Below are 22,092 nucleotides of genomic sequence, written 5' to 3'. Positions count from 1 at the left end.
CACAATAAAGCTATACAAATGCAATTACATCACAGGACAATTAGCTTGCACATCCTGTTGGAATCCTGACGGATCTCCCAGTTTTGCTTTACGCATATGCTCTTTGAAAAAGTTTCGCGTTGCATCATCACAACGGTCTGGACCCATAAACGGCATGCTAGGCACTTTTTCAAGCTCATGCAAAGCTTTACTTGCCGCTTGTTCATCACTAGCATACGTATCTAACCATTGCCGTTCCCAAGCACACTGATAATAATTAGATGCTTGCGTATCACCATATCCACTCTGGAACTGGCCGTCTTTTTCTTCTCCAACCAAGTTTGCAGGAGCTTTATATTTTTCAGGCCAACTAAGCTTTGCCACAGATTCCTGATATTCCTTCTCTATATGAGCAAAATCAACAATCTCTCTAGGCGAACTATTTTGCGAGCGCGCACCACCCACACCACTCGCATCATTGTTGCCTATTCCTCCACACGCATTAAACATAAGAAGCGTACTAAGCACACCAACAATAAGAGTTGCTTTACCAATAGTATGATTATTCATTATTCCTTCTTTCTTATTTTTTGAAAATTAACGCAATGCTAATGCTGGTTGTAAACGTGATGCTTTTATTGCCGGCACCACACTTCCAGCAAGCGCTGTAATAAAAGCCGCAATAACAGCTCCAATAGCGGCTTCATATGGGTAAACTGGCGGACTAACTGGGCTTGCTACATCCCAAAAACTTGATGCTGTAGACACAAGGCCAAAAGAAACAGCGACAGCAGCAATCGAAACTATCAGCGCTAAAATAATCGCACTGCCTAATACGAGTGAAGCAATCGACCATCTAGTAGCACCCAAAGCTCTGCGTATAAGCAGTTCATGCGTGCGCTGCTCCAACGATGCTAAACCAATATTGATTAAACCTAACGCGGAAACAAAAAGCAATAATGCTGCTACGATAGCAAAACTTAATTGCAGTACTGTTATAACATTCTCGTAATCATCACTATTATCATGTCTTCTAATTTCGTTTACTTGTCCACCACAACAGTCGTAAAGAGCGTCTGAAACATAAGATTTAATTGATTTTTGAGAACGATTTTCTTTATTCAACCAGTAGATTGAGCCTTGAGCTTCTTTTCCAGAATATTCCCAAAGAGTTGGAGCGTAACGTAATAATCCTAGAATATTCACGTATACTTTTGCTGAGTCTACGCCATCGTTCACAACTCCAACAATCCTTATAGGACTCATTTGTGTTGTTTTACGAGAAGTAATAAATGCTACTTCACCAATCTTGTATCTTTTGCTAGCAGATTGGTTTACTACCATTTCTAATGCGTTGCTTTTAGCGCTATTACTAAACCATCTTCCACTTACAATAGGTAAGTTATAAACTTTGTTGTATCCTGCCGTAGTGTAAACAGCGTCAACATATTGAAGATTGCCAGTCTTATATTCTTTGCTTATTTTTACACTCTTCGAGGCTGGCATAGAAGCGCTAAACAGTAGTCCAGTGTTTGGTTGTAGCATAACGTTAGCGTTACGGTTTACGGATTCAATGCGATTTAAGAATTTGTTAAATACTGAATATTCGTCAAAATTTTGTGCTGAAAAAGTAATCTCATATGTTGGTCTACGACCGTTTAGCTGTTCATTAGTTGCAATAAGATAGTCCTTACCAACCGTGCCAATAAGCACTGACGCAATAACGGCAATGATGCCTATAAACATTGAAAAACCTGTGAGGAAGGATCTCATAGGAGAAAGGCGCAAATCTTTAAGCAGCATAATCATAAAGAACACCGCCTTCCATAGTAAAAATGTGAGAGCAAGAACGAGCCACTTTCATATCATGAGTGACTAATAGTAATGTTGTTCCAGATTCTTTAACACGATCATGCAACACTTGAAGCACTTTTTCTCCCGTACTACTATCGAGTGCACCAGTTGGCTCGTCACAAATAAGTAATTCGGGATTAGTGACGAGAGCACGCGCTATCGCAACTCTCTGCTGTTCACCGCCTGATAAACTTCCAGGGTATTCGTTGAGTTTATCTTGCAATCCAACAGCACATAATGCTTCTTCTATCGTTTTTCTTCTTGTCTGCTTGCTTTGTTGTAGCCCTGCGTATAAAAGCGGCAACTCAACATTTTCTCTAATGCTTAAATGCTTAATGAGAGAATAGTTTTGGAAAACAAAACCAATATTTCTAGCGCGCATATGCGATACTGTAGTATCACTACACTTTTGGATTGACTTGCCAGAATAATAGTATTTTCCAGTAAAATTTTTATTCAAAAATCCAATAATAGAAATAAGACTCGTTTTGCCAGATCCAGACCTGCCAACTACCGCGTATGTTTCACCTTGATTAAGTAGCATAGACGCAGAGTTGACAGTGGTAAGCCATTCGCCATTGCCTAGTTTTACACGCGCTGACACGTCTTGTAGTTCAACCAGTGGAACAGGATTGTTTCCCATAATCATTGCACTCCTGGAATGAGATCAGGAGAAACACCTGCTACAACATCACCCTCATGCAAACCAGACGTAATCTCAATATTAGCGCCGTCACTTATTCCAAGACCAACTTCTTTACGCTCCCAATTATCGCCTTTTTTGTATGAGACTAAACCTTTTTGAACTCTTCCAGCAACCGCACTAACGGGCAGCGTTAGAACCGATTGTTTATGCTTGCCATTAAAAACAAGCGTCGCATTTTGGCCTGATTCTACTTCTGTGCTTTTATCTATTAAACACGTTAAAACTTTTGACGATACACTAGGTGTACTTTGCGCGCTCGACTCATCTGTTTGAGTCGAATCAGCATTATCATTCTTGCCACTACCCGAGGCTGCAACATCGGTAGAAGTTCCACCGCTTTGTACTATTTGCAAACAATTGGTTGGTCCAACACCATCTTCAACTTGGAAGCGACCTTTAACATCTGCAATATCCGCAGAACGAAGTAAAGCTTTTGCGTTAAGGCTTATTGAAAAACCTTCATATTTAAGAGTGAACAGTGGGAAAGATTTAGGCACGTCCGCAGATGATTCAGCTACTGACACAACTTTAGCGTCTACGGGAGCAATAATTTTGTTACCAGCATTGTAGCCTAGAACACTCCCAGCTTTTACAGTACTGCCTGCTTTTACCGATGGAGAAAAATTCCCTCTACTTACAGCAGTGATAACAAAGGTAGACGATTGTTCTATCGCTGCTTTACCCGACACAACTTGTGTTAAAGGCTGTTTTTTGACTGAAACAAGTGGAACTGAATCATGTGATGCCTGCTGTTGACTATCATCAACTGCTCTACCAGAGCATGCAGTAAGCAAACACACTGGCAGAGCAGCAAGCAAGAGTACTTTCATAAACTTACTCATAACACAAATCTCCTTACTCACCAAACTCGTAGACACATAGTATGCGTCGAAACAAGCCTCTCAAACTGATCCAAAATAAATAAAGTGCTTCGTAATGCTACAATTGACGCTTTTATAATTGTCACTTTATTGAAGATTTAAGCTTTTGCTTAATAGCCTATAATCGCCGTAAAGAGTTTGCATCAGACTAAATGATGATTTTATTTATGATTCTTGGAGCTTGCGTAATACCAGAGAATGATTTGTTTTGCATAGAGTTTATACACTACTGAGCGACTTCCGTGCGCATAGCCCCAACCACATTGTGATTAAATCACTAAGCTTTAAGCGAACTTATTCGCTGCGGAGTAACCCCCATAAGCTCCAGTAACTACCTTTATACAATCTGCTTTGTAAAGGTTTTCCTAGACAAGATATTCATCATACAAATTCAAGTACTATTATTACTTAAATAATGCTTTTCTAAAGGAGCAATATGATAGCAAAGCATATTACTGTTGGCATTGTTGATGATGATTGTTTTTGTCTACACGGCCTAAAAACATATATTGAACAGGTTGTTCCGTCCTGCAATATTTGCTGGTTGTCCACGTGCGTCGATCAAGCAATTCAGTTTTGTCAAAATCAATGCCCAGACGTGCTGCTAATTGACATGTATATGTCTGGGGTTTCGGGAATTAAAATATTATACGAATTGCGAAGAAGATACTCACTCCCAATAATAATTGCTATAACTTCATTCCCTATCAACGATTATGCTTTAAAAGCATCAACAGCAGGCGCGCAAGGCATTGTTGGAAAGAACCACCCAGAAACCATTTGCGCCATGCTTAGCAGTATTGCCCATGGCACGTTCAAGCCACAAATAATAGGAGATCTTCATTTTGACGACACGACGACAGCATTTCAGCGTTTGCAAAATAAGCCAAAAAATGGACGCCTTGCTTTAACGAATCATGAGACTGAAATTATAAAGTTGTGCAGTAAAGGCATGACTAATGCGCAAATCGCCAAACGTTTATTTGTTGAAACTTGTACTGTGGAAACTATCCTTCGTCGCGTGTTCAAAAAATTGAATGTGACAAATCGTTCACAACTTATTACTACATGGCTGCATGATGAATATTTAGGAAATGATACACAATGATTATTTTCTTAATGCGTCGTTTACGAGAAAAGCTTATTGACAATAAAACATTTTTACTATTGGGATGTTTGTCAAGCGCAATGGATGCATATATTTACTCAAATAGCGACAATAGCACAATACAACTTGTTATAGTTTACATGATTCTTGCTGCTATAAATCTGTTTCTTTGCTTGCTCCCGCATTTTATGAGCATGTGCTATATTTTTGTACATCTCAGCATTCTTGTTATTCCTAGTCTGAATCTTCCACCAGTAACTTTCGGGCTCATCATATCATTTGTTTTTATTTCGTATTTATATCCGATTCAATTTACACTACCTTTATTCTTAGTAATAGATGCATTACACTACGTTGCATACCGATACTTATCAACTTTGTCTTTCAAGTATCTTATTGCTTACCTTTTAATAAATATATTTTGCGTTTGCACTGGTATTATTTTGCGCATTTCTCACCAAAAAATGGTTCTTTATGAAAAAGATAAGCAAACAATTAATAATCTTCATCTGGCTGTGCGAATGCACGATAGATTAACTAATAAGATTGCAGATATTGCACTACAAAGTAAAATAGCATTACTTGACAAGTCTATTTCTAAAAAACAGCGAAGTGCTATTGAGGCAATAAATGATTTGGCAGATCAGGCTTTTGAAGAAGGACATAATATTATCGACATTCTACGTGGAAATACTGCTAAGCAAGATGCTCGAAGCGAGTTCATCCAGCACATTGAAGATACACTACAAATGAACGACTCAATCAATACATCTTGTGGATTAAAAGGAAGATCCATATGCAATATATCTAGTAACGATATTCCTGAAGACATTAGCAATGAAATCATCTGTGAAGTTATTGAATTAATCGAAGAACTATATTTGAACATGCGAAAATACGCTTCTTTAGTTTATTACATCAGAATTTCGATACGCGAAAAACAAATTGTTATAGAACAGTTCAATGTTCGATTTTTGGGCGGAAAAAGTAAAGATGCAATTCGCTCAGTATCTCAAAAAGGACTTCTGCTTCATCGCGATACCATAAAGCATTTAGGCGGTTCACTCTATTTTCGAGCCTTTGGTAAGTATTGGGAATGTAATGCAGTTATTCCTTTCAAAAATGAACATAACTGTATAGATAGTATGCTTTACTGATTCAGTTTAAAAGATTAATGAATCTTAAGCAGTTTTAGTTAGTAATTATTTGTAAAGGTTTTCATATACAAGATATTGTTTACCTTTTAGCACGCCATTAATTTATAAATTGTCAAAGTTTTATATACACAATTATTTTCTTGTATCAGAAGGAGAAGAATATGAGTAATTTAGAAGATACAAAAGCACAAATTCCATCCGTATTTTGGACAATAGCCAATGGTGTATTTCTTGCTAGCGGAATTGCGCTGATTGTAATGCGTAATGATTATCTATGGGGGGTGCCTCAAATTATCGCTGGATTATTTGGTCTTGCAACCATGTTTCTCATTAAAAAACCGTGGTGCGCGCAGCTATATTTTATCGTATCTTCACTAGCTGTAATAGCAAATGGGCTTATGGAAATATTCGGCATAATCCACGGATCTGGATACGGTTATGTTCCGCTGATTATTGGCATAATTGTGCTTCTATTTATAGGCCTTGACAAGGATGAAAGTTCAAAAGCTCTTGGAATTGCCAAGAATAAATAAAAGCATTAGACTGCGATTTTAACTTAAAAACATATCACAATTTTCAAAGGTCAAGTTGCATCCATGCATCCTACGGCTTGACCTTTACTTATTTATCCGTTATTTATTTGTTTTGCATAGAGTTTATGCGTTACTAAGCGACTTACTTGCGCATAGCCTCAACCACATTGCTTTGAATCACTAAGCTTTAAGCGAACTTATTCGCTGCGGAGTAACCCCCGTAAGCTCTGCAACATCACGAACCGTCAATCCCTGATTCCTTAGTATGCGAACCGTTTCACACATAAGCATAGATGCCTCTTGCTGAGTTTTTATAGCTGCCGATTTTGCATCTAACATGCGCTGAAGCATAAGCTCATCTTGCTCACTAAGTTTCGGAGTTACTTTCACGCCATTGACTTTAACATTTAAAGTTGCAGCAGCATCTTTTACCATTGCTGCAACCTGATCAAGCCTACGCACTTGAGTAAATAATCCTGGTATTTCCGGCACTTCTATCTGATATTTTCCAAAGTACTTTGGATTTTGCAAGATAGGTTGGTTCGTGCGAAGTTACTTTTCCTGCGCAAGCTCGATTGGCGGATGCTCCGCGCGGAAAGCATTTACGTGCGCTTCAGACGCATACCCTAACGCAAAACCAGTAATCAGCGCATACTCCGGAGGAATGTCGAATACTTCGTCAAGCGGTGAACGCCATGTAGCAAGAACGCCAAGGGGGCATGAATCTACGCCTTGCTCTTTAGCTGCCAACAGTAACGTTTGTAGCATAATTCCAGCATCCAGCGCAGCAAACGGCAGAAAATCGCGGCGAACAAGCACAAATCCCATAACTGGCGCACCGAACGCCTGGAAGTTGCGCAAAGTGTGAGCATTTCGAGCAGGAAAATCTTTGCGATCAATATTTAAATGTTTATACAACGCCAACCCTAAACGAGCGCTACGCTCTTTAAGTGATTGTGGATACGGAGCCATTACAGGAAAATCTCCATCCGGGTGGCTCATTTTCTGCGCTATCAGGCGCTCTTCTTCGCTAAGGGTAGCGTCTTTAGTACGAAACATTGCTTTGCATTTTTGCGTATATGCATCAATTAACTGCTGTTTACGTTCCCCTTGAGCAATAGCGAGCATGTAGCCACGCGTATTGGACCAGCTCGGTGATTGTGTAGCTGTTTGCAAAATAGTTTCAAGTATTTTAGAATCGACTGGCTTATTTAGAAAATCACGTGCAGAAAATCGCGACTTTGCGAGTGCTTCAAAAGTTTGTGTAGTCATGCTTTTAGTATATCGCACCGAATACGCACGCAGTGTTCTCTCTCGTGTTTGTGTGACTACCTGCTTGAGTGCTTATAGCGCGAGAGTCCCGGCATTTTTGACCACAAATGCCCGCAGTTTTTCCTCGTGTTTGGAGTGTGTCGGTGTGTGTTGCGCTCCATTTGTGAGAACACTCTCTCACGTTTGGAGGGTTAACCCTCGCTCTACGCTCCATTTGCGAGACGACACTCGCACTATACGTGCTCGCTACGAAACTCGCGTTGGAAGTCCACTGGACTTCCAACTTAAGCGAGTTTCCGCTCCGAATTGCCTTCGCGCGCTAAATCGCAGCGCTCAGACAGGTCGTCGCGCCCCCGTTTGAAGGATTACAGATAACAGTATACGAAAACGAAAAAACAGTATGCGAATATGAAAAAAGCGGGGAGTAAAAAACTCCCCGCTAGAAAAATAATGCGGCAGCGTGCTAGTCTCCCACACCCTATCGAGTGCAGTACCCTCGCCGTGTCAGGCCTTAGCTTCCGGGTTCGGAATGGGACCGGGCGTCTCACCTGAGCCATGACCACCGCAAAACTAGATTATACACTCAAAACCATTGAGTGGCAACACGTGGCGGTTAGGGAACCGGACATGAACGCGCGTAAAAACTCTTTTATCAACTGATCGTTAAGCAAAACATTCAGTACTCATTAACGCTAGAAGAATAATACTCATAAGGAACTCACCCTCCCCACTAGTAAAAGTGAGGAAGAATGTCACCATCGCCCGTTAGTACTAGTCAGCTCCACCCCTTACAGGGCTTCCACATCTAGCCTATCAACCACGTGTTCTACATGGGGGCTCACACACTAAAGTGCAAGGAATGCTTATCTTGGAGCAGGCTTCCCGCTTAGATGCTTTCAGCGGTTATCCCTTCCGAACGTAGCTAACCGGCAGCGCCACTGGCGTGACGACCGGCATACCAGAGGTTCGTCCACCCAGGTCCTCTCGTACTATGGGCAGGTCTCCTCAACATTCCAACGAGCGCAGAGGATAGAGACCAAACTGTCTCACGACGTTCTGAACCCAGCTCGCGTGCCGCTTTAATCGGCGAACAGCCGAACCCTTGGGACCTGCTCCAGCCCCAGGATGCGACGAGCCGACATCGAGGTGCCAAACCATCCCGTCGATATGGACTCTTGGGAATGATCAGCCTGTTATCCCCGGGGTACCTTTTATCCGTTGAGCGATGCCACGTCCGTACGCCGGCACCGGATCACTATCTCCGACTTTCGTCCCTGCTCGACCCGTCAGTCTCACAGTCAAGCCCGCTTGTGCGATTACACTCAACACCCGATTGCCAACCGGGCTGAGCGGACCATTGAGCGCCTCCGTTACTCTTTAGGAGGCAACCGCCCCAGTTAAACTACCCGCCAGGCACTGTCCCTGACACGGATAACGCGTCGAGGTTAGACGCCAGATATGGAAAGAGCGGTATTTCACCTGTCGACTCCACGCAAGCTAGCGCCCACGCTTCACAGCCTCCCGCCTATGCTACACGATCCACACCTAACGACAATACCAAGGTATAGTAAAGGTCCCGGGGTCTTTTCGTCCTTCTGCGCTTAACGAGCATCTTTACTCGTACTGCAATTTCGCCGGGCTCCTGGCCGAGACAGTGGGGAAGTCGTTACGCCATTCGTGCAGGTCGGAACTTACCCGACAAGGAATTTCGCTACCTTAGGATGGTTATAGTTACCACCGCCGTTTACCGGGGCTTAAATTCACCGCTTCACCGAAGCTAACGGATCCTCTTAACCTTCCGGCACCGGGCAGGCGTCAGAGCGTATACAGCGGCTTACGCCTTCGCACGCTCCTGTGTTTTTGGTAAACAGTCGCTACCCCCTAGCTTGTGCCACCCCCAACAGCTCAACAATGTAAAACCATATCACCATCAGGGGTCTCCCTTATGCCGAAGGCACGGGAGTAATTTGCCGAGTTCCTTGGCCAGGATTCGCCCGATCGCTTCGGTATACTCTACCAGACCACCAGTGTCGGTTTAGGGTACGAGCGGAATCACACCTCACGTTGAAGCTTTTCTTGGCAAGCAGGATCACCGGAATCAGCCTTACAGCCTACCCATCACGCCTCAGCTTAACATCCCCCGGATTTACCTAGGAGACAGCCCACACGCTTAGCCACGGAAAACCACCTCCGCAGCCGGCTACCTACCCGCGTCACTCCCACGCTAACCTACTACCGATACAGTCCCAACACAAACCCATCAACAACCCCGAAAGGCAATCAACAAGAAAATGAAGGTTAGTACTCTCAGATTCAGTTCGAACGGTGTAACACCGGTACGGGAATATCAACCCGTTCATCCATTCGACTACGCCTGTCGGCCTCGCCTTAGGACTCGACTCACCCGGGGACGACGAACGTGGCCCCGGAACCCTTAGTCATTCAGCGGACGGGATTCACACCCGTCTCTCGCTACTCATGTCTGCATTCTCACTCCTGTAAAGTCCACGACAAGTTCACACTGCCGCTTCACCCCATACAGGACGCTCTCCTACCCCGCATGAAACAAATCATGCAGCCGCGTCTTCGGTGGCGTGCTTAAGCCCCGCTACATTGTCGGCGCGGAACCACTAGACCAGTGAGCTGTTACGCACTCTTTCAAGGATGGCTGCTTCTGAGCCAACCTCCTGGCTGTCTATGCGACTCCACATCCTTTCCCACTTAGCACGCGCTTCGGGACCTTAGACGACGATCAGGGCTGTTTCCCTTTTGACGACGGAGCTTATCCCCCGCCGACTCACTGCCGTGATAAACCTAACAGGTATTCGGAGTTTGGCTGCTATTGGTACCCGGTATGGGCCCGCAAGCATCCAGTAGCTCTACCCCCTGTAAGCAATAACACGACGCTGCACCTAAATGCATTTCGGAGAGAACCAGCTATCACGGAATTTGATTGGCCTTTCACCCCTAACCCCAAGTCATCCCCCCAGTTTTCAACCTAGGTGGGTTCGGTCCTCCACACGGTCTTACCCGCGCTTCAACCTGCTCAGGGCTAGATCATCCCGCTTCGGGTCCAGGACATGCGACTCAAACGCCTTTTAAAACTCGCTTTCGCTACGGCTCCCCCACCCGGGTTAGCCTCGCCACATACCACTGACTCGCAGACTCATTTTTCGATAGGCACGCCGTCACCCCACAAAGAAGGCTCCGACGGATTGTAAGCGCACGGTTTCAGGAACTATTTCACTCCCCTCCCGGGGTGCTTTTCACCTTTCCCTCACGGTACTAGTACACTATCGGTCAGACAGGAATACTTAGGCTTACCCAACGGTCTGGGCAGATTCACGCGGGATTCCACGAGTCCCGCGCTACTTGGGAATAAACATAAAGAGACATCGCACGACAAGCTACGGGGCCATCACCCTCTACGGCTGGGAATTCAATCCCATTCACCTAGCACGACATTTTATCACTCTCCTCAACCCCGTCAGAGGCTGAACAGTCCATCCCACGACCCCGAATGCGCAACACCTGACGGCTATCACACGCACCCGGTTTAGCCTGATCCGCTTTCGCTCGCCACTACTCACGGAGTATCCTTTCCTGCAGGTACTGAGATGTTTCACTTCCCTGCGTACCCCCCACAAAAACTGTGGTGACCACTCATAACAGTGGCCGGGTCTCCCCATTCGGAAATCCTCGGATCAAAGCCCACTCGGCAGCTCCCCGAGGCATATCGCAGCCCGTCACGTCCTTCATCGGTCCTGTCTACCAAGGCATCCACCATACGCCCTTACCAGTGACAAACACTAAAGTAAGAACCCATCAGCAAAATTCTCTAGACAAAAAATCATCACACTAAACGATCACAAAACGATCAAGCGACTCCAACAAAAGGAGCCGGTTGAAATTGATAAAAGCAAAAAAATCGAAACCAAAAAAGTCTCGCATTTTACTCGCGTCCACTATCCAGTTCTCAAACCACCACAACACCACAAAACCAGCATCAACACTCAAAAAGCATCAACCTGAAATCCTGTGAGTCAAGGACCGCAACCCCAAAACAAGGGGGGTGGCAATCCGGGAACCCAAAAGCATGCCCAACAAACTCATATAAAACGTTAACCACTGTTTTCCACACCAGTAACCACACTCAACCGAGCGTGCACAAAAACTCCGTAGAAAGGAGGTGATCCAGCCGCACCTTCCGGTACGGCTACCTTGTTACGACTTAGTCCCAATCACGAGCCTCACCTTAGACGGCTCCATCCCAAAAGGGTTAGGCCACCGGCTTCGGGTGCTGCCCACTTTCATGACTTGACGGGCGGTGTGTACAAGGCCCGGGAACGCATTCACCGCGACGTTGCTGATTCGCGATTACTAGCGACTCCGCCTTCACGTAGTCGAGTTGCAGACTACGATCCGAACTGAGACCGGTTTTAAGGGATCCGCTCCATGTCACCATGTCGCATCCCGTTGTACCGGCCATTGTAGCATGCGTGAAGCCCTGGACGTAAGGGGCATGATGATCTGACGTCATCCCCACCTTCCTCCGAGTTAACCCCGGCGGTCCCCCGTGAGTTCCCGGCATAACCCGCTGGCAACACAGGGCGAGGGTTGCGCTCGTTGCGGGACTTAACCCAACATCTCACGACACGAGCTGACGACGACCATGCACCACCTGTGAACCTGCCCCGAAGGGAAACCACATCTCTGCAGTCGACAGGCACATGTCAAGCCCAGGTAAGGTTCTTCGCGTTGCATCGAATTAATCCGCATGCTCCGCCGCTTGTGCGGGCCCCCGTCAATTTCTTTGAGTTTTAGCCTTGCGGCCGTACTCCCCAGGCGGGACGCTTAACGCGTTAGCTCCGACACGGAACCCGTGGAATGGGCCCCACATCCAGCGTCCACCGTTTACGGCGTGGACTACCAGGGTATCTAATCCTGTTCGCTCCCCACGCTTTCGCTTCTCAGCGTCAGTAACAGCCCAGAGACCTGCCTTCGCCATTGGTGTTCTTCCCGATATCTACACATTCCACCGTTACACCGGGAATTCCAGTCTCCCCTACTGCACTCTAGCCCGCCCGTACCCGGCGCAGACCCACCGTTAAGCGATGGGCTTTCACACCAGACGCGACGAACCGCCTACAAGCTCTTTACGCCCAATAATTCCGGATAACGCTTGCGCCCTACGTATTACCGCGGCTGCTGGCACGTAGTTAGCCGGCGCTTATTCGAAAGGTACACTCACCCGAAGGCTTGCTCCCAATCAAAAGCGGTTTACAACCCGAAGGCCTTCATCCCGCACGCGGCGTCGCTGCGTCAGGGTTTCCCCCATTGCGCAATATTCCCCACTGCTGCCTCCCGTAGGAGTCTGGGCCGTATCTCAGTCCCAATGTGGCCGTCCGCCCTCTCAGGCCGGCTACCCGTCGAAGCCTAGGTGGGCCATTACCCCGCCTACAAGCTGATAGGACGCGACCCCATCCCATGCCACTAAACACTTTCCCAACAAGACATGCGTCAAGTTGGAGCATCCAGCATTACCACCCGTTTCCAAGAGCTATTCTGGAGCATGGGGCAGGTTGGTCACGCATTACTCACCCGTTCGCCACTCTCACCAGTCAGCAAGCTGACTAGATCCCGTTCGACTTGCATGTGTTAAGCACGCCGCCAGCGTTCATCCTGAGCCAGAATCGAACCCTCCACGAAAAACTTCAATGAAGAGCCAACAAAAGGCTCCAATATTAAAAAGAAAAAGACGAGACATTCTTTAAGGAAAGAACATCCCAACAAAAAACCTCACCACCATTTAACCATCTCTCAGGCACCCTGCAATCTGCAAGGCAGGCAATGAACTGGCAATAATTAACTAATAAGTAGTACAGACACGCTCTTGAGTTCTCAAACCACCACCACACCAGCCGGCCCATCAACCTCAACCGAGGAGAACCAGCCGCGCTGAGCAGCAAGAGATAAACTTACACCAACCCACGCTAAAACGCAAACCCACCAAAAACAAACACCCCAAAACCATTGAAAACAAGCCAAAACACCGGCGTGTCGAAAACCACGCAAAAACACCAAAAACCTACACAAAGCCAGGAACAATAATCAAAAATAGCCCCAAAAACCTCAAAATCGGGAGTGTCGCGCACCCACACATTAAGAAAAACAACAACAAATACGCAATTAATACGGAATCAACGCGAAAAATACACAATAAAAGCAGAAAAAGATGAGATATACGATTAGATAACACAAAAATATATGAGTGCGATATATGGAATACATACGAAATAAGAAATACCTATATAAATAGATACTTATTAAATAAACTTTTATAAAGAATACAAAGCACATAAAAACACAAAAAGCATAAAGCACATAAAGAAAATAAGAATAGGACATTAACAGACATTAATAAAAAGAAGGAGCAGAAGAATGAGCAACAAGCAATCGAACAGCAAACGCCATATTGTTGTACTAACCGGAGCAGGAATCTCCACAAGCGCTGGCATTCCTGATTTTCGCGGACCAGATGGCGTATGGACTAAGCACCCAGAACAAATGAGTGTTTACGACATAGACGCGTTTTTAAGCAGCGAAGAAGAACGCATTTACTCTTGGCGATGGCAAAAAGAGTCACCTGTTTGGAATGCTCAACCAGGAACAGCACATAAAGCGCTTGTAAAACTTGAGAAAGCTGGAATGCTAGATTTAATCGCCACCCAAAACTTTGACGCACTTCACGAAAAAGCTGGCAATAACCCAGACATTATAGTGAATTTGCATGGAAGCATTGGAACCTCACACTGCATGAGCTGCCACGCGAGCTATAAAACTGCCGATATTATGGCAGATTTAGACGAGAATCCAGATCCGCATTGCAGACGCGCTCTTCCATACCGTAGCAATATGCCTTGCAACGGTTTAATCAAAACAGACGTTGTATATTTTGGCGAGGCACTTCCTGAAGGAGCAATGGAACGAAGCGCGCAAGCAATAGTTAAAGCGGACGAGCTGTGGGTTATTGGTTCCACGCTAGAAGTATTTCCAGCTGCTTCTCTCGTACCGCTAGCCGCGCGTGCAGGAGTGCCTATTACGATAATGAACTTGGGCTCTACACAATACGACTATTTGGCAGAGCGTATTATTCGCGAAGATATTGCGAAAGCTCTGCCAAAATTAGTAGACGAAACTATTGCAAAGTGATTATTGCAAAGTAACGCTATTAAAACTATTGCAAAGTAACAGCTATACCTTCCCAAGGCGCAAGCGTACCGTTTTTAAGCGATGTAAGCGCGTGATTCACGTCGTAAGTTGTAACCATTACTTCACGCCCCACAAAAGCGTTAGAGGCGCGATTTTGCAATAATTGCGCGCTCTGCGTAGGTATAGGCACGGTTGAATCAGTCATATTAACCATTACGAGCATGCGTTCTGTAGATTTCGCAGAATTTGCAGCAGATTCCGCAGCAGTCTCTGCAGAGTCATCCTGCTTTTCGCAATCAGATTTAAGCTCGCGCACGAAAGCGTACACGCACTCGTCATCCGCATCGACCAAATTCCAAGAGCCAGCAGAAACAATCGGCTCCGAATGGCGCAAAGCAATTAAATACTTATAGAAAGCGTAAACGGAATCTGAATCTTCCATCTGCTCAGCTGCATTAATGTCTACGTAGTTAGGATTCACGCTAATCCACGGCTCTGCGTTATTTTGCGACGTAACATTAAAAGGCATAAAACCCGCGTATTTAGAAGCATTCCACTGCATTGGAGTTCGAGAATTGTCGCGCCCGCGCTTTGCGAGCGCATCCATCATCGACTCAGCCGACTGAATATGCGCTTCTTCTACGCGCTGCTTAAACATATTCAACGCTTCCAAATCGCGATACTGCTCGAGACGCGTAAAGTGCGCGTTAGTCATGCCTATTTCCTCGCCTTGGTACACGTAAGGCGTGCCGCGGTGCATGTGAAGAAGCATGGCAATCGCCTTAGCAGAGCGCACGCGCATCTCCTCACTAGCCTCACTACCCCAGCGAGAAAGCGCACGCGGCTGATCGTGATTATTAAAGAACAAGCTCGCCCAACCAGCATCCGCTACCGCTTGCTGTTGCTCTGCCATCACGCGCTTTAATTCCGTAAGCTTTAGCGGCACAGGGTTCCACTTAGTTCCGTTTTCGCAATCGATATCCACGTGATTGAACAGGAATAACATGTCGAGTTCACTGTGAGTAGGGTCAGTAATATAAGTATTACGGTGCGGAGAAATTCCCGGAGCTTCACCAACAGTTAAGAAACCTTCGCGCCCTTCGAAAACTTCTGCACGCATCTCACGTAAGAATTCGTCTAAACGAGGACCATCCGAGCAGAACGGGAACGGCGAAGAATAGCCGTCAGCACCAGCTGGAAAATCTTCAATCTGGCAGCCAACTTCCCCAGGCAAACGACCTTCAGAATCAACATGCTTGGAAATTTGCGTAATCACATCCATGCGGAAGCCGTCAATTCCGCGATCCATCCACCAATTCATCATCTTGTACACGGCAGCGCGAACAGCAGGATTTTCCCAATTCAAATCTGGCTGCTTTGGAGAATACTGGTGAAGGAAGTATTCTCCGCGCTTCGGATCGTAAGTCCACGCAGAACCGCCGAAATACGAACCCCACTTATTCGGCTCCGCACCCGGCTCACCAGGCACACAACCTTCACGCGCAGGCCTCCACCAATACCAATCAGCGTAATCACTAGAAGCATCTCTTGAAGCCTGGAACCAAGCATGCTCGTCAGAAGTGTGATTTACTACTAAATCCATCACAACTTTAAGCCCACGCTTGTGCGCGCCAGCCAAAAGTTCGTCCATATCTTCCAAAGTGCCAAAAAGCGGATCAATATCTTGATAATCGGAAATATCGTAACCGTTATCGTCTTGCGGAGACTTGTAAACAGGGCTGAGCCAGAGCACGTCAACACCTAAATCAGCCAAATAGTCAAGGCGCGAAGTGATTCCCTTCAAATCACCAATGCCGTCACCGTTCGTATCTTGGAAGCTTCGCGGATAAATCTGATACACTACTGCATTCGCCCACCAAGGGTTTGGCGTAGCGCCGTTTGTGCGCACGGATTCTGGCAAGTTTGCTCTGTCAAAAGTAGTCATATAAACCCCATTAATTTACGTTAATAAGTATTTTTATTACAGTTTTATCTATTACAAATAATTTTATTTATTTAATAGTATTGATGATTTTAGACTCTAAATTTTATCAGCATATTAGATGTTACGCGCGGATCATAAAAAGCGGCCCGCAGTAAAAACCGCGAGCCGCTCCTCCTTCTCATTCATTGCAAGAGCTATAGGGATACTCTCTAAATTATTGCTGATTATGAAGCTTGAACGCGAGTTCTGCCAAATGAACTCCGTGCGTTAAGAATTCGTGAGTACGGCAAACGTAATCATTTTCGCGACCGAGCTTTGCTATGTAACCATTAATGTAATCGACTTCAGTCTTTCGTCCGCGACTCATATCTTGGTACATAGAAGGATAGTGCAAAGGATTTGCAACACGACTTACGTAATCGATAGCCTCCAACTCCTGCTGACGCGTATTAACCATACGAATTCCTGCACGATCGCACACGTCGTACGCTTCGTTAATAAGCTGTCGAGCCATATCCATAGACCCAGGGTACGAAATAAACTGGCCCATTTGAATCTGATACATTGTGCACAAAGTGTTAACTACGGAATTGAAAACTACCTTCGCCATGCACGTACCCTTGAAATCTTCCGTAATAGTAGGATTCAAGCCTGCAGCTTTAAAGTCGTCTCGCATAGCAAGCTCAACATCGCTCACCTGCTCGTTTAACGCACACATGTTCATGGTACCAACGCCAACTTTACCAATAAAATCAACGTCGCCCGGACCGTTCAAAACGGTTGCAATCATTGCAGTTCCACCATAAATATGGTCATCCGGGAAATATTGCTGCAACTTTTCGAAATGACCCCAACCATTCATAGCAGCAAACACAACCTGATGCTCTTTAAACAAATGCTTACAACGCTCCAACATTTCCGCAAGCTGCATTTGCTTCATAAACACGATCCACACGTCTGGATCGCCGTCATAATCTTCAGGCGTATACATATTAATCGGCACTAAATGACGGTTTTCGTGGTCACGGCTCACCATTACGCCGCCTTGCTCGCGAACTTTATTCACATTTTCATCCCAGGCATCAATGAAATCAACATGAATGCCAGCCGTTTCCTGCAACAAAACGCCATAGCGATATCCCATAGCTCCCGAACCGATCATTGCATATTTCATGCCACTCATAGTGACACCTCCTTTTAGATAAAAATGTGCTTAGGCGAAATTCGTGCATACATGGAAATTCGTCGAAGCGGCTGTGAATATAATAAAAAGCAGTAAGGCTGATTGTAGTGACTAAAATCAGCCAACTGCTTTTTGGTTTTTATAGCATATTACACAGTTTTAGAAGAATGTCAAAATTCTGTACATCGGCAAGGCGCGAACGTCAACTGAATATACTTACAATTTATGCATGCATCACCTACTTACAAGTGAAAAAATTGACGAATTTGAGCAACTGTACCGTAGGAAGCTTGTGCGCCAAATCCAGTAGCAGCATATGCAGCTACATAAGAAGCGAGTGACGCCGCATCAACCAACCGCATATCCACAGACAAACACGCAAGCACAGTACCCATAAAAGCATCGCCACAACCCGTAGTATCAACGGCATTGACATGCTGAGCCATAATTCGATGCACCGAATTATCAGCATAATCCAAAACCATAGACCCACGTGAGCCAAGTGTTACTATTGCCTCATTAAAGCCAAACTCATGCATTGCATGAAGCGTATGCTTCCAATCAAATGAATCCCAATCACCACTATCTGGTTCTGAAATATGCAATAGCTGTGCCATTTCATGCTCATTGACCAGTAAGATATCTGCAGATCGTATAAGATCTCGCGGTAATGTATCCAAAAAAGGCGAATTATTAAGCAAAACTTTTACGCCATGCTCATGTGCTAAGCGAGCGCACATCGTAACCGATTCTAATGGACTTTCCAAGCAAAGCCCTAATACTTTTGCATTAGTAATAGCAGCTTGCACAGATGACGACTGAATATAATCAATATCAACTTGCGAGTTAGATCCAGGCGCATAAACAATAGTATTTTCGCCACTTTGCGCATCCACTGTAATCACTGTTGCGCCACTGTTGCAATTGGGTACATGACGTACATACGTCGTATCAACACCAGATTCTCGCAAAGCACCAGTAAGAAAATCAGCATTAGCATCATTACCTACAGCACCGAACATACATACGTGCGCACCAAGCTTTGCAGCAGATACTGCCTGATTACCTGACTTACCTCCAGGCAGTATTCGTATTTCGTCACCTTTAATGGTCTCACCAGGCATAGGAAGACGATTAGCAACAATAGTATAATCCGCATTCATAGAACCAACTATCGCTACAGTAGGCATCTTCATATTTCGTAACGCAGGCAATGTCTCATGTTGCAAAGCCACGTTAACAGGCTGAATGACTTTAATCTTTTCTAAACTCTCCAACGAGTCAAGCATATGATAACTACACATAATTCTCCCTAAATATTGCGCAAAACAAAGCTTAGAATGGAACACCACAACGCAGCAACACGTTAGAATACGGAGTAGTCTCACCCGTTCGAATCACGAATTTAGCTTGCGAAACAAGAGACTTAAATCCTTGTTCGCCATCATGAGGCACATAAGTCAATGGCACACCAAGCAAATCCTTGACCCATGTTTCTGGAACATCATCACAAGCTTCTTCCGCCATAATACCAGACTCAAGAACAAGATCGTCCTTTATTGATGCAAGCACATCAGGAAATCGCGGTATTCCAAAAACCAAGGCTAAATCAATAACTTCTACGCCCGCTGGGACAGGCAAGCCACAGTCAGAAACAACAAATTGATCCTTATGCCTCAATTTTGCAATAGCAGCTGCTAATTGTGCGTTCAAAATACCATGAGTTAACATAATTCACCCCATATCGTGGCTCATGAAAGCGACATCAACAATGATCATCACCTTTATAACAAATGCGCCACCACGAACATATATGATAAAAATCTTATTAAGAAAACAATGGCGTTGAGAACGCTAAATCATACGGTATTAATAAATTTTACTGTTACAATTATTTTCACGAAAACATCATGAATGCTCTCAGCGCCATATAAATTTTGCATTAGCTATATTAATCCATAAAACTACTCAACATAAACTTTAATGTTTATACACAGAATTACATAGTTTTATGCAAATATGTATTACTCAAAATCACCTACATTCTTTACTGTCACTGTTTTCACAGTAATTGGCTCAGTCTTTGGAACACTTTGCCCTTTAATAGCTTTTACAGCAGCAGCAACGGCAGAACGACCAAGTTCCTTTGGCTGCTGAGCAATTGTTCCAGCCATTGTGCCGGCTTTAATAGCTTTCATACCGTCAGCAGTGCCATCGAAACCTACTACTTTAATTTCTTTACCAGCTTTAGCTCCTAATGCTTGAATGGCACCTAATGCCATCTCGTCATTTTCGGCGTAAATGCCGGTTGCATTCGGGTGCGATTGCAACAAATTAGTAGCCACATTTAATGCTTCAGCACGGTCAAAGTTAGCAGTTTGTTCTGCTACAACTTTAATATTTGAATATTTTTTAATACGATCTTTGAATCCTTTGCCACGGTCGCGAGTAGAAGCCGCTCCAGGAATACCTTGCAAAACCAAAACTTCACCCTTTTCGCCCATACTATTAGCTAGCGTGTCAGCAGCCTGAGCACCACCAGCAACGTTATCGGAAGCAATATGCGAAGTAACTTTTTCACCAGTTACAGAACGGTCAACAGAAATCACAGGCAAGTTCGCGCTTAGCAACGGGGCAACTGCAGGACCAGCAGCATCAGAATCTACAGGGTTAATAATAACAGCTTTTGCACCTTGTGATTGAGCATTCTGCGCTTGATCCTGCTGCTTTGCAGAATCATTCTGAGCGTCGGAAACTTGCAAATCAACACCAAGTTTCTTTGCTTCAGCTTGGGCACCATCACGTAAATCCACAAAGAACGGATTATTCAAAGTAGAAACTAGCAATGCGACTTTATCGCCACCATTAGTACTACCACATGCACTCATGCTGACAATAAGTGCAGATGCTGCTGCAACCGCGCAAGCAATCTTTACGCCTCGACGCATAATTGGATAATTCATCATATCTCCTTTGATTATTGCCCTGTGCTACCGCAAGTTTTTAGTTCGATAAATCCACAATGTTGCAGTGACATAAGGCTGATGTTTCACCATCTCTTTACCTTATTGTTACGTAGTTTTGAGTTATAAAGTTCAGTTATAATATTCCAAATCGTTTCAATTCTTGCTGAAAATATTGATTACTCGCCACTTACGAATCAACATTTGCAAGATTCACCTCCTTCCTACGAGAAGATCAAGTTTATAAAAAGTATTAATTTGCTGTCAGTGCGTATCTTCCTTGCGGCGCAAAGTGTCAAGGCTCACAGCAAAGGCAATAACCAAACCAATAACTACTTGCTGCCAGAAGGAGGAAACATTCAAAATATTCAAGCCATTACGAATTACAGCCAGCAAAATTGCTCCTACGAAAGTGCCAGAAATCTTACCTTTACCGCCTGAAAGCGAAGCACCACCGATAACAACAGAAGCAATAGCATCCATTTCATAGCCAGTGGCGGCCTGAGGCTGAGCGGAATGTAAACGACCGGCAATAACTAAACCAGCGATGGCAGCGAAAATACCGGAAAAAATAAACACCATAATTTGTGTTTTATGAATATTGATACCAGAAAGGCGAGAGGCCTCCATATTCCCACCAACAGCATACATAGAACGACCAGTAGTGGTGAAGTTCAGTATTACTGCAGCAATAACACCCATGATAATCATCATCACGATTGGCATTGGAATACCTAATATGTTGGCACCAAAGAAATTCACCATACCAGAGGTGGAAATAGGACGACCGTCTGAAACAACAAGGGTAAGTCCACGCGCAACAGACATCATTGCCAATGTAGCAATAAACGATGGTAACTTAAGAAAAGCGTTCGCAACACCTGAAATAAGACCAAAAAGCGCACCGGTTACTATACCTACAACAACAGTTAACACTGGCGGCAACCCCATAGAAACGCCTGTATACGCAACCAACATGCTAGAAATTGCAGCCACCGCACCTACTGACAAATCAATACCAGCGGACACGATGACAAAGGTTTGACCGAATGCCAAAATAGCAACTGTCGCAGCTTGAATACCCACATTGAGAATATTCACACTTGTCAAAAATGCTGGCGTGGCGCACGAAAGCGCAGCACACAAGATAATCAAGCCGATAAGAGCGCCATTACGTGACGCAAACTTTTTCGCTGCAGGCAAAAATCCTTTATCAACTGCACCGTATCCCAAATGCTCAGATTTTGCACTACTCGTAGCAGCCATAATTTATACTCCTTTAACAAATTTTGCTATAAC

Annotated in this window: 17 protein-coding genes and 3 rRNA genes; 4 read left to right on the top strand and 16 right to left on the bottom strand. The window is 44.7% G+C overall.

Going from position 1 to position 22,092, the window contains the following annotated elements:
• Positions 1-24: 24 nt before the first annotated feature.
• Genes HXT43_RS00385 through HXT43_RS00370 form a run of 4 tightly spaced genes read right to left on the bottom strand, consistent with a single transcriptional unit; the run spans position 25 to position 3,381 of the window.
• Positions 25-549, bottom strand: a complete 525-nt coding sequence (locus HXT43_RS00385) for a hypothetical protein (protein WP_004104843.1) — start codon at positions 547-549, stop codon at positions 25-27.
• A gap of 27 nt (positions 550-576) precedes the next feature.
• On the bottom strand, positions 577-1,788 hold the full coding sequence (locus HXT43_RS00380) for an ABC transporter permease (protein WP_101886213.1): 1,212 nt from the start codon (positions 1,786-1,788) through the stop codon (positions 577-579).
• Positions 1,772-2,482 carry an ABC transporter ATP-binding protein gene (locus HXT43_RS00375; RefSeq protein ID WP_032842256.1) on the bottom strand — a complete coding sequence of 237 codons (711 nt, stop codon included), beginning with the start codon at positions 2,480-2,482 and terminating at the stop codon, positions 1,772-1,774. The genes HXT43_RS00380 and HXT43_RS00375 overlap by 17 nt, the downstream gene beginning before the upstream one ends.
• Entirely contained in the window at positions 2,479-3,381 is a 903-nt protein-coding gene (locus tag HXT43_RS00370) for an efflux RND transporter periplasmic adaptor subunit (protein WP_101886214.1), read from the bottom strand. Before HXT43_RS00370 ends, HXT43_RS00375 begins: the two co-directional genes overlap by 4 nt.
• A 475-nt stretch (positions 3,382-3,856) precedes the next feature.
• Between HXT43_RS00370 and HXT43_RS00365 the strand changes: the two genes are divergently transcribed.
• From HXT43_RS00365 to HXT43_RS00355, 3 genes are all read left to right on the top strand, one after another.
• Entirely contained in the window at positions 3,857-4,528 is a 672-nt protein-coding gene (locus HXT43_RS00365; RefSeq protein WP_064340328.1) for a response regulator transcription factor, read from the top strand.
• The gene (locus tag HXT43_RS00360; protein WP_101886215.1) at positions 4,525-5,685 is read left to right on the top strand and encodes a histidine kinase; all 1,161 of its coding nucleotides are present in this window, start codon (positions 4,525-4,527) and stop codon (positions 5,683-5,685) included. The genes HXT43_RS00365 and HXT43_RS00360 overlap by 4 nt, the downstream gene beginning before the upstream one ends.
• Before the next feature lie 161 nt (positions 5,686-5,846).
• A complete protein-coding gene (locus tag HXT43_RS00355) occupies positions 5,847-6,218 on the top strand; it encodes a hypothetical protein (RefSeq protein WP_004112863.1) in 372 nt (123 codons plus the stop codon).
• A gap of 180 nt (positions 6,219-6,398) precedes the next feature.
• Here the strand turns inward: HXT43_RS00355 and HXT43_RS00350 are convergent, their stop codons facing one another.
• The 6 genes from HXT43_RS00350 to HXT43_RS00325 all read right to left on the bottom strand — a co-directional run bounded on the left by HXT43_RS00350 (position 6,399) and on the right by HXT43_RS00325 (position 13,538).
• The gene (locus tag HXT43_RS00350; RefSeq protein WP_231880178.1) at positions 6,399-6,749 is read right to left on the bottom strand and encodes an XRE family transcriptional regulator; all 351 of its coding nucleotides are present in this window, start codon (positions 6,747-6,749) and stop codon (positions 6,399-6,401) included.
• Positions 6,750-6,770: 21 nt separating this feature from the next.
• Positions 6,771-7,490: a nitroreductase family protein gene (locus HXT43_RS00345; RefSeq protein WP_101886216.1), complete on the bottom strand. Its 720-nt coding sequence runs from the start codon at positions 7,488-7,490 to the stop codon at positions 6,771-6,773.
• Positions 7,491-7,940: 450 nt separating this feature from the next.
• A 5S ribosomal RNA gene (rrf, locus tag HXT43_RS00340) occupies positions 7,941-8,057 on the bottom strand.
• Positions 8,058-8,236: 179 nt separating this feature from the next.
• Positions 8,237-11,297: ribosomal RNA gene (locus HXT43_RS00335) — 23S ribosomal RNA — on the bottom strand.
• A gap of 375 nt (positions 11,298-11,672) precedes the next feature.
• A 16S ribosomal RNA gene (locus tag HXT43_RS00330) occupies positions 11,673-13,199 on the bottom strand.
• The 16S, 23S and 5S rRNA genes sit together here, the layout of an rRNA operon.
• A 192-nt stretch (positions 13,200-13,391) precedes the next feature.
• A complete protein-coding gene (locus HXT43_RS00325) occupies positions 13,392-13,538 on the bottom strand; it encodes a hypothetical protein (protein WP_162720529.1) in 147 nt (48 codons plus the stop codon).
• Positions 13,539-13,931: 393 nt separating this feature from the next.
• Here HXT43_RS00325 and HXT43_RS00320 point away from each other — a divergent pair, with 393 nt between their 5' ends.
• Entirely contained in the window at positions 13,932-14,702 is a 771-nt protein-coding gene (locus HXT43_RS00320; protein ID WP_004106199.1) for an SIR2 family NAD-dependent protein deacylase, read from the top strand.
• Between the two features lie 25 nt (positions 14,703-14,727).
• Here HXT43_RS00320 and HXT43_RS00315 read toward each other — a convergent pair whose 3' ends face one another.
• The 6 genes from HXT43_RS00315 to HXT43_RS00290 all read right to left on the bottom strand — a co-directional run bounded on the left by HXT43_RS00315 (position 14,728) and on the right by HXT43_RS00290 (position 22,059).
• Entirely contained in the window at positions 14,728-16,647 is a 1,920-nt protein-coding gene (locus HXT43_RS00315; RefSeq protein WP_004106198.1) for an alpha-glucosidase, read from the bottom strand.
• Between the two features lie 214 nt (positions 16,648-16,861).
• Positions 16,862-17,830 carry a ketopantoate reductase family protein gene (locus HXT43_RS00310; RefSeq protein WP_004106195.1) on the bottom strand — a complete coding sequence of 323 codons (969 nt, stop codon included), beginning with the start codon at positions 17,828-17,830 and terminating at the stop codon, positions 16,862-16,864.
• A 242-nt stretch (positions 17,831-18,072) separates the two neighbouring features.
• Entirely contained in the window at positions 18,073-19,119 is a 1,047-nt protein-coding gene (locus tag HXT43_RS00305) for a ribokinase (protein ID WP_004106193.1), read from the bottom strand.
• A 46-nt stretch (positions 19,120-19,165) separates the two neighbouring features.
• Positions 19,166-19,561 (bottom strand): D-ribose pyranase, encoded by a 396-nt coding sequence (gene rbsD, locus HXT43_RS00300; RefSeq protein WP_004106191.1) that lies wholly within the window; start codon positions 19,559-19,561, stop codon positions 19,166-19,168.
• A gap of 293 nt (positions 19,562-19,854) precedes the next feature.
• Positions 19,855-20,793 (bottom strand): D-ribose ABC transporter substrate-binding protein, encoded by a 939-nt coding sequence (locus HXT43_RS00295; RefSeq protein WP_004119817.1) that lies wholly within the window; start codon positions 20,791-20,793, stop codon positions 19,855-19,857.
• Between the two features lie 264 nt (positions 20,794-21,057).
• Positions 21,058-22,059: an ABC transporter permease gene (locus HXT43_RS00290; protein WP_004106187.1), complete on the bottom strand. Its 1,002-nt coding sequence runs from the start codon at positions 22,057-22,059 to the stop codon at positions 21,058-21,060.
• Positions 22,060-22,092 lie beyond the last annotated feature (33 nt).

It is taken from the genome of Gardnerella sp. DNF01195 (assembly GCF_049244175.1).
Taxonomy (GTDB): domain Bacteria; phylum Actinomycetota; class Actinomycetes; order Actinomycetales; family Bifidobacteriaceae; genus Bifidobacterium; species Bifidobacterium leopoldii.
This window is presented reverse-complemented; position numbering and strand designations above follow the sequence as displayed.

Bases quoted from the DNA above. Each gene is read 5' to 3' on its own strand.
- HXT43_RS00385 (WP_004104843.1), bottom strand. From the start codon at position 549: ATGAATAATCATACTATTGGTAAAGCAACTCTTATTGTTGGTGTGCTT.
- HXT43_RS00380 (WP_101886213.1), bottom strand. From the start codon at position 1,788: ATGATTATGCTGCTTAAAGATTTGCGCCTTTCTCCTATGAGATCCTTC.
- HXT43_RS00375 (WP_032842256.1), bottom strand. From the start codon at position 2,482: ATGATTATGGGAAACAATCCTGTTCCACTGGTTGAACTACAAGACGTG.
- HXT43_RS00370 (WP_101886214.1), bottom strand. From the start codon at position 3,381: ATGAGTAAGTTTATGAAAGTACTCTTGCTTGCTGCTCTGCCAGTGTGT.
- HXT43_RS00365 (WP_064340328.1), top strand. From the start codon at position 3,857: ATGATAGCAAAGCATATTACTGTTGGCATTGTTGATGATGATTGTTTT.
- HXT43_RS00360 (WP_101886215.1), top strand. From the start codon at position 4,525: ATGATTATTTTCTTAATGCGTCGTTTACGAGAAAAGCTTATTGACAAT.
- HXT43_RS00355 (WP_004112863.1), top strand. From the start codon at position 5,847: ATGAGTAATTTAGAAGATACAAAAGCACAAATTCCATCCGTATTTTGG.
- HXT43_RS00345 (WP_101886216.1), bottom strand. From the start codon at position 7,490: ATGACTACACAAACTTTTGAAGCACTCGCAAAGTCGCGATTTTCTGCA.
- HXT43_RS00320 (WP_004106199.1), top strand. From the start codon at position 13,932: ATGAGCAACAAGCAATCGAACAGCAAACGCCATATTGTTGTACTAACC.
- HXT43_RS00315 (WP_004106198.1), bottom strand. From the start codon at position 16,647: ATGACTACTTTTGACAGAGCAAACTTGCCAGAATCCGTGCGCACAAAC.
- HXT43_RS00310 (WP_004106195.1), bottom strand. From the start codon at position 17,830: ATGAGTGGCATGAAATATGCAATGATCGGTTCGGGAGCTATGGGATAT.
- HXT43_RS00305 (WP_004106193.1), bottom strand. From the start codon at position 19,119: ATGCTTGACTCGTTGGAGAGTTTAGAAAAGATTAAAGTCATTCAGCCT.
- rbsD (WP_004106191.1), bottom strand. From the start codon at position 19,561: ATGTTAACTCATGGTATTTTGAACGCACAATTAGCAGCTGCTATTGCA.
- HXT43_RS00295 (WP_004119817.1), bottom strand. From the start codon at position 20,793: ATGAATTATCCAATTATGCGTCGAGGCGTAAAGATTGCTTGCGCGGTT.
- HXT43_RS00290 (WP_004106187.1), bottom strand. From the start codon at position 22,059: ATGGCTGCTACGAGTAGTGCAAAATCTGAGCATTTGGGATACGGTGCA.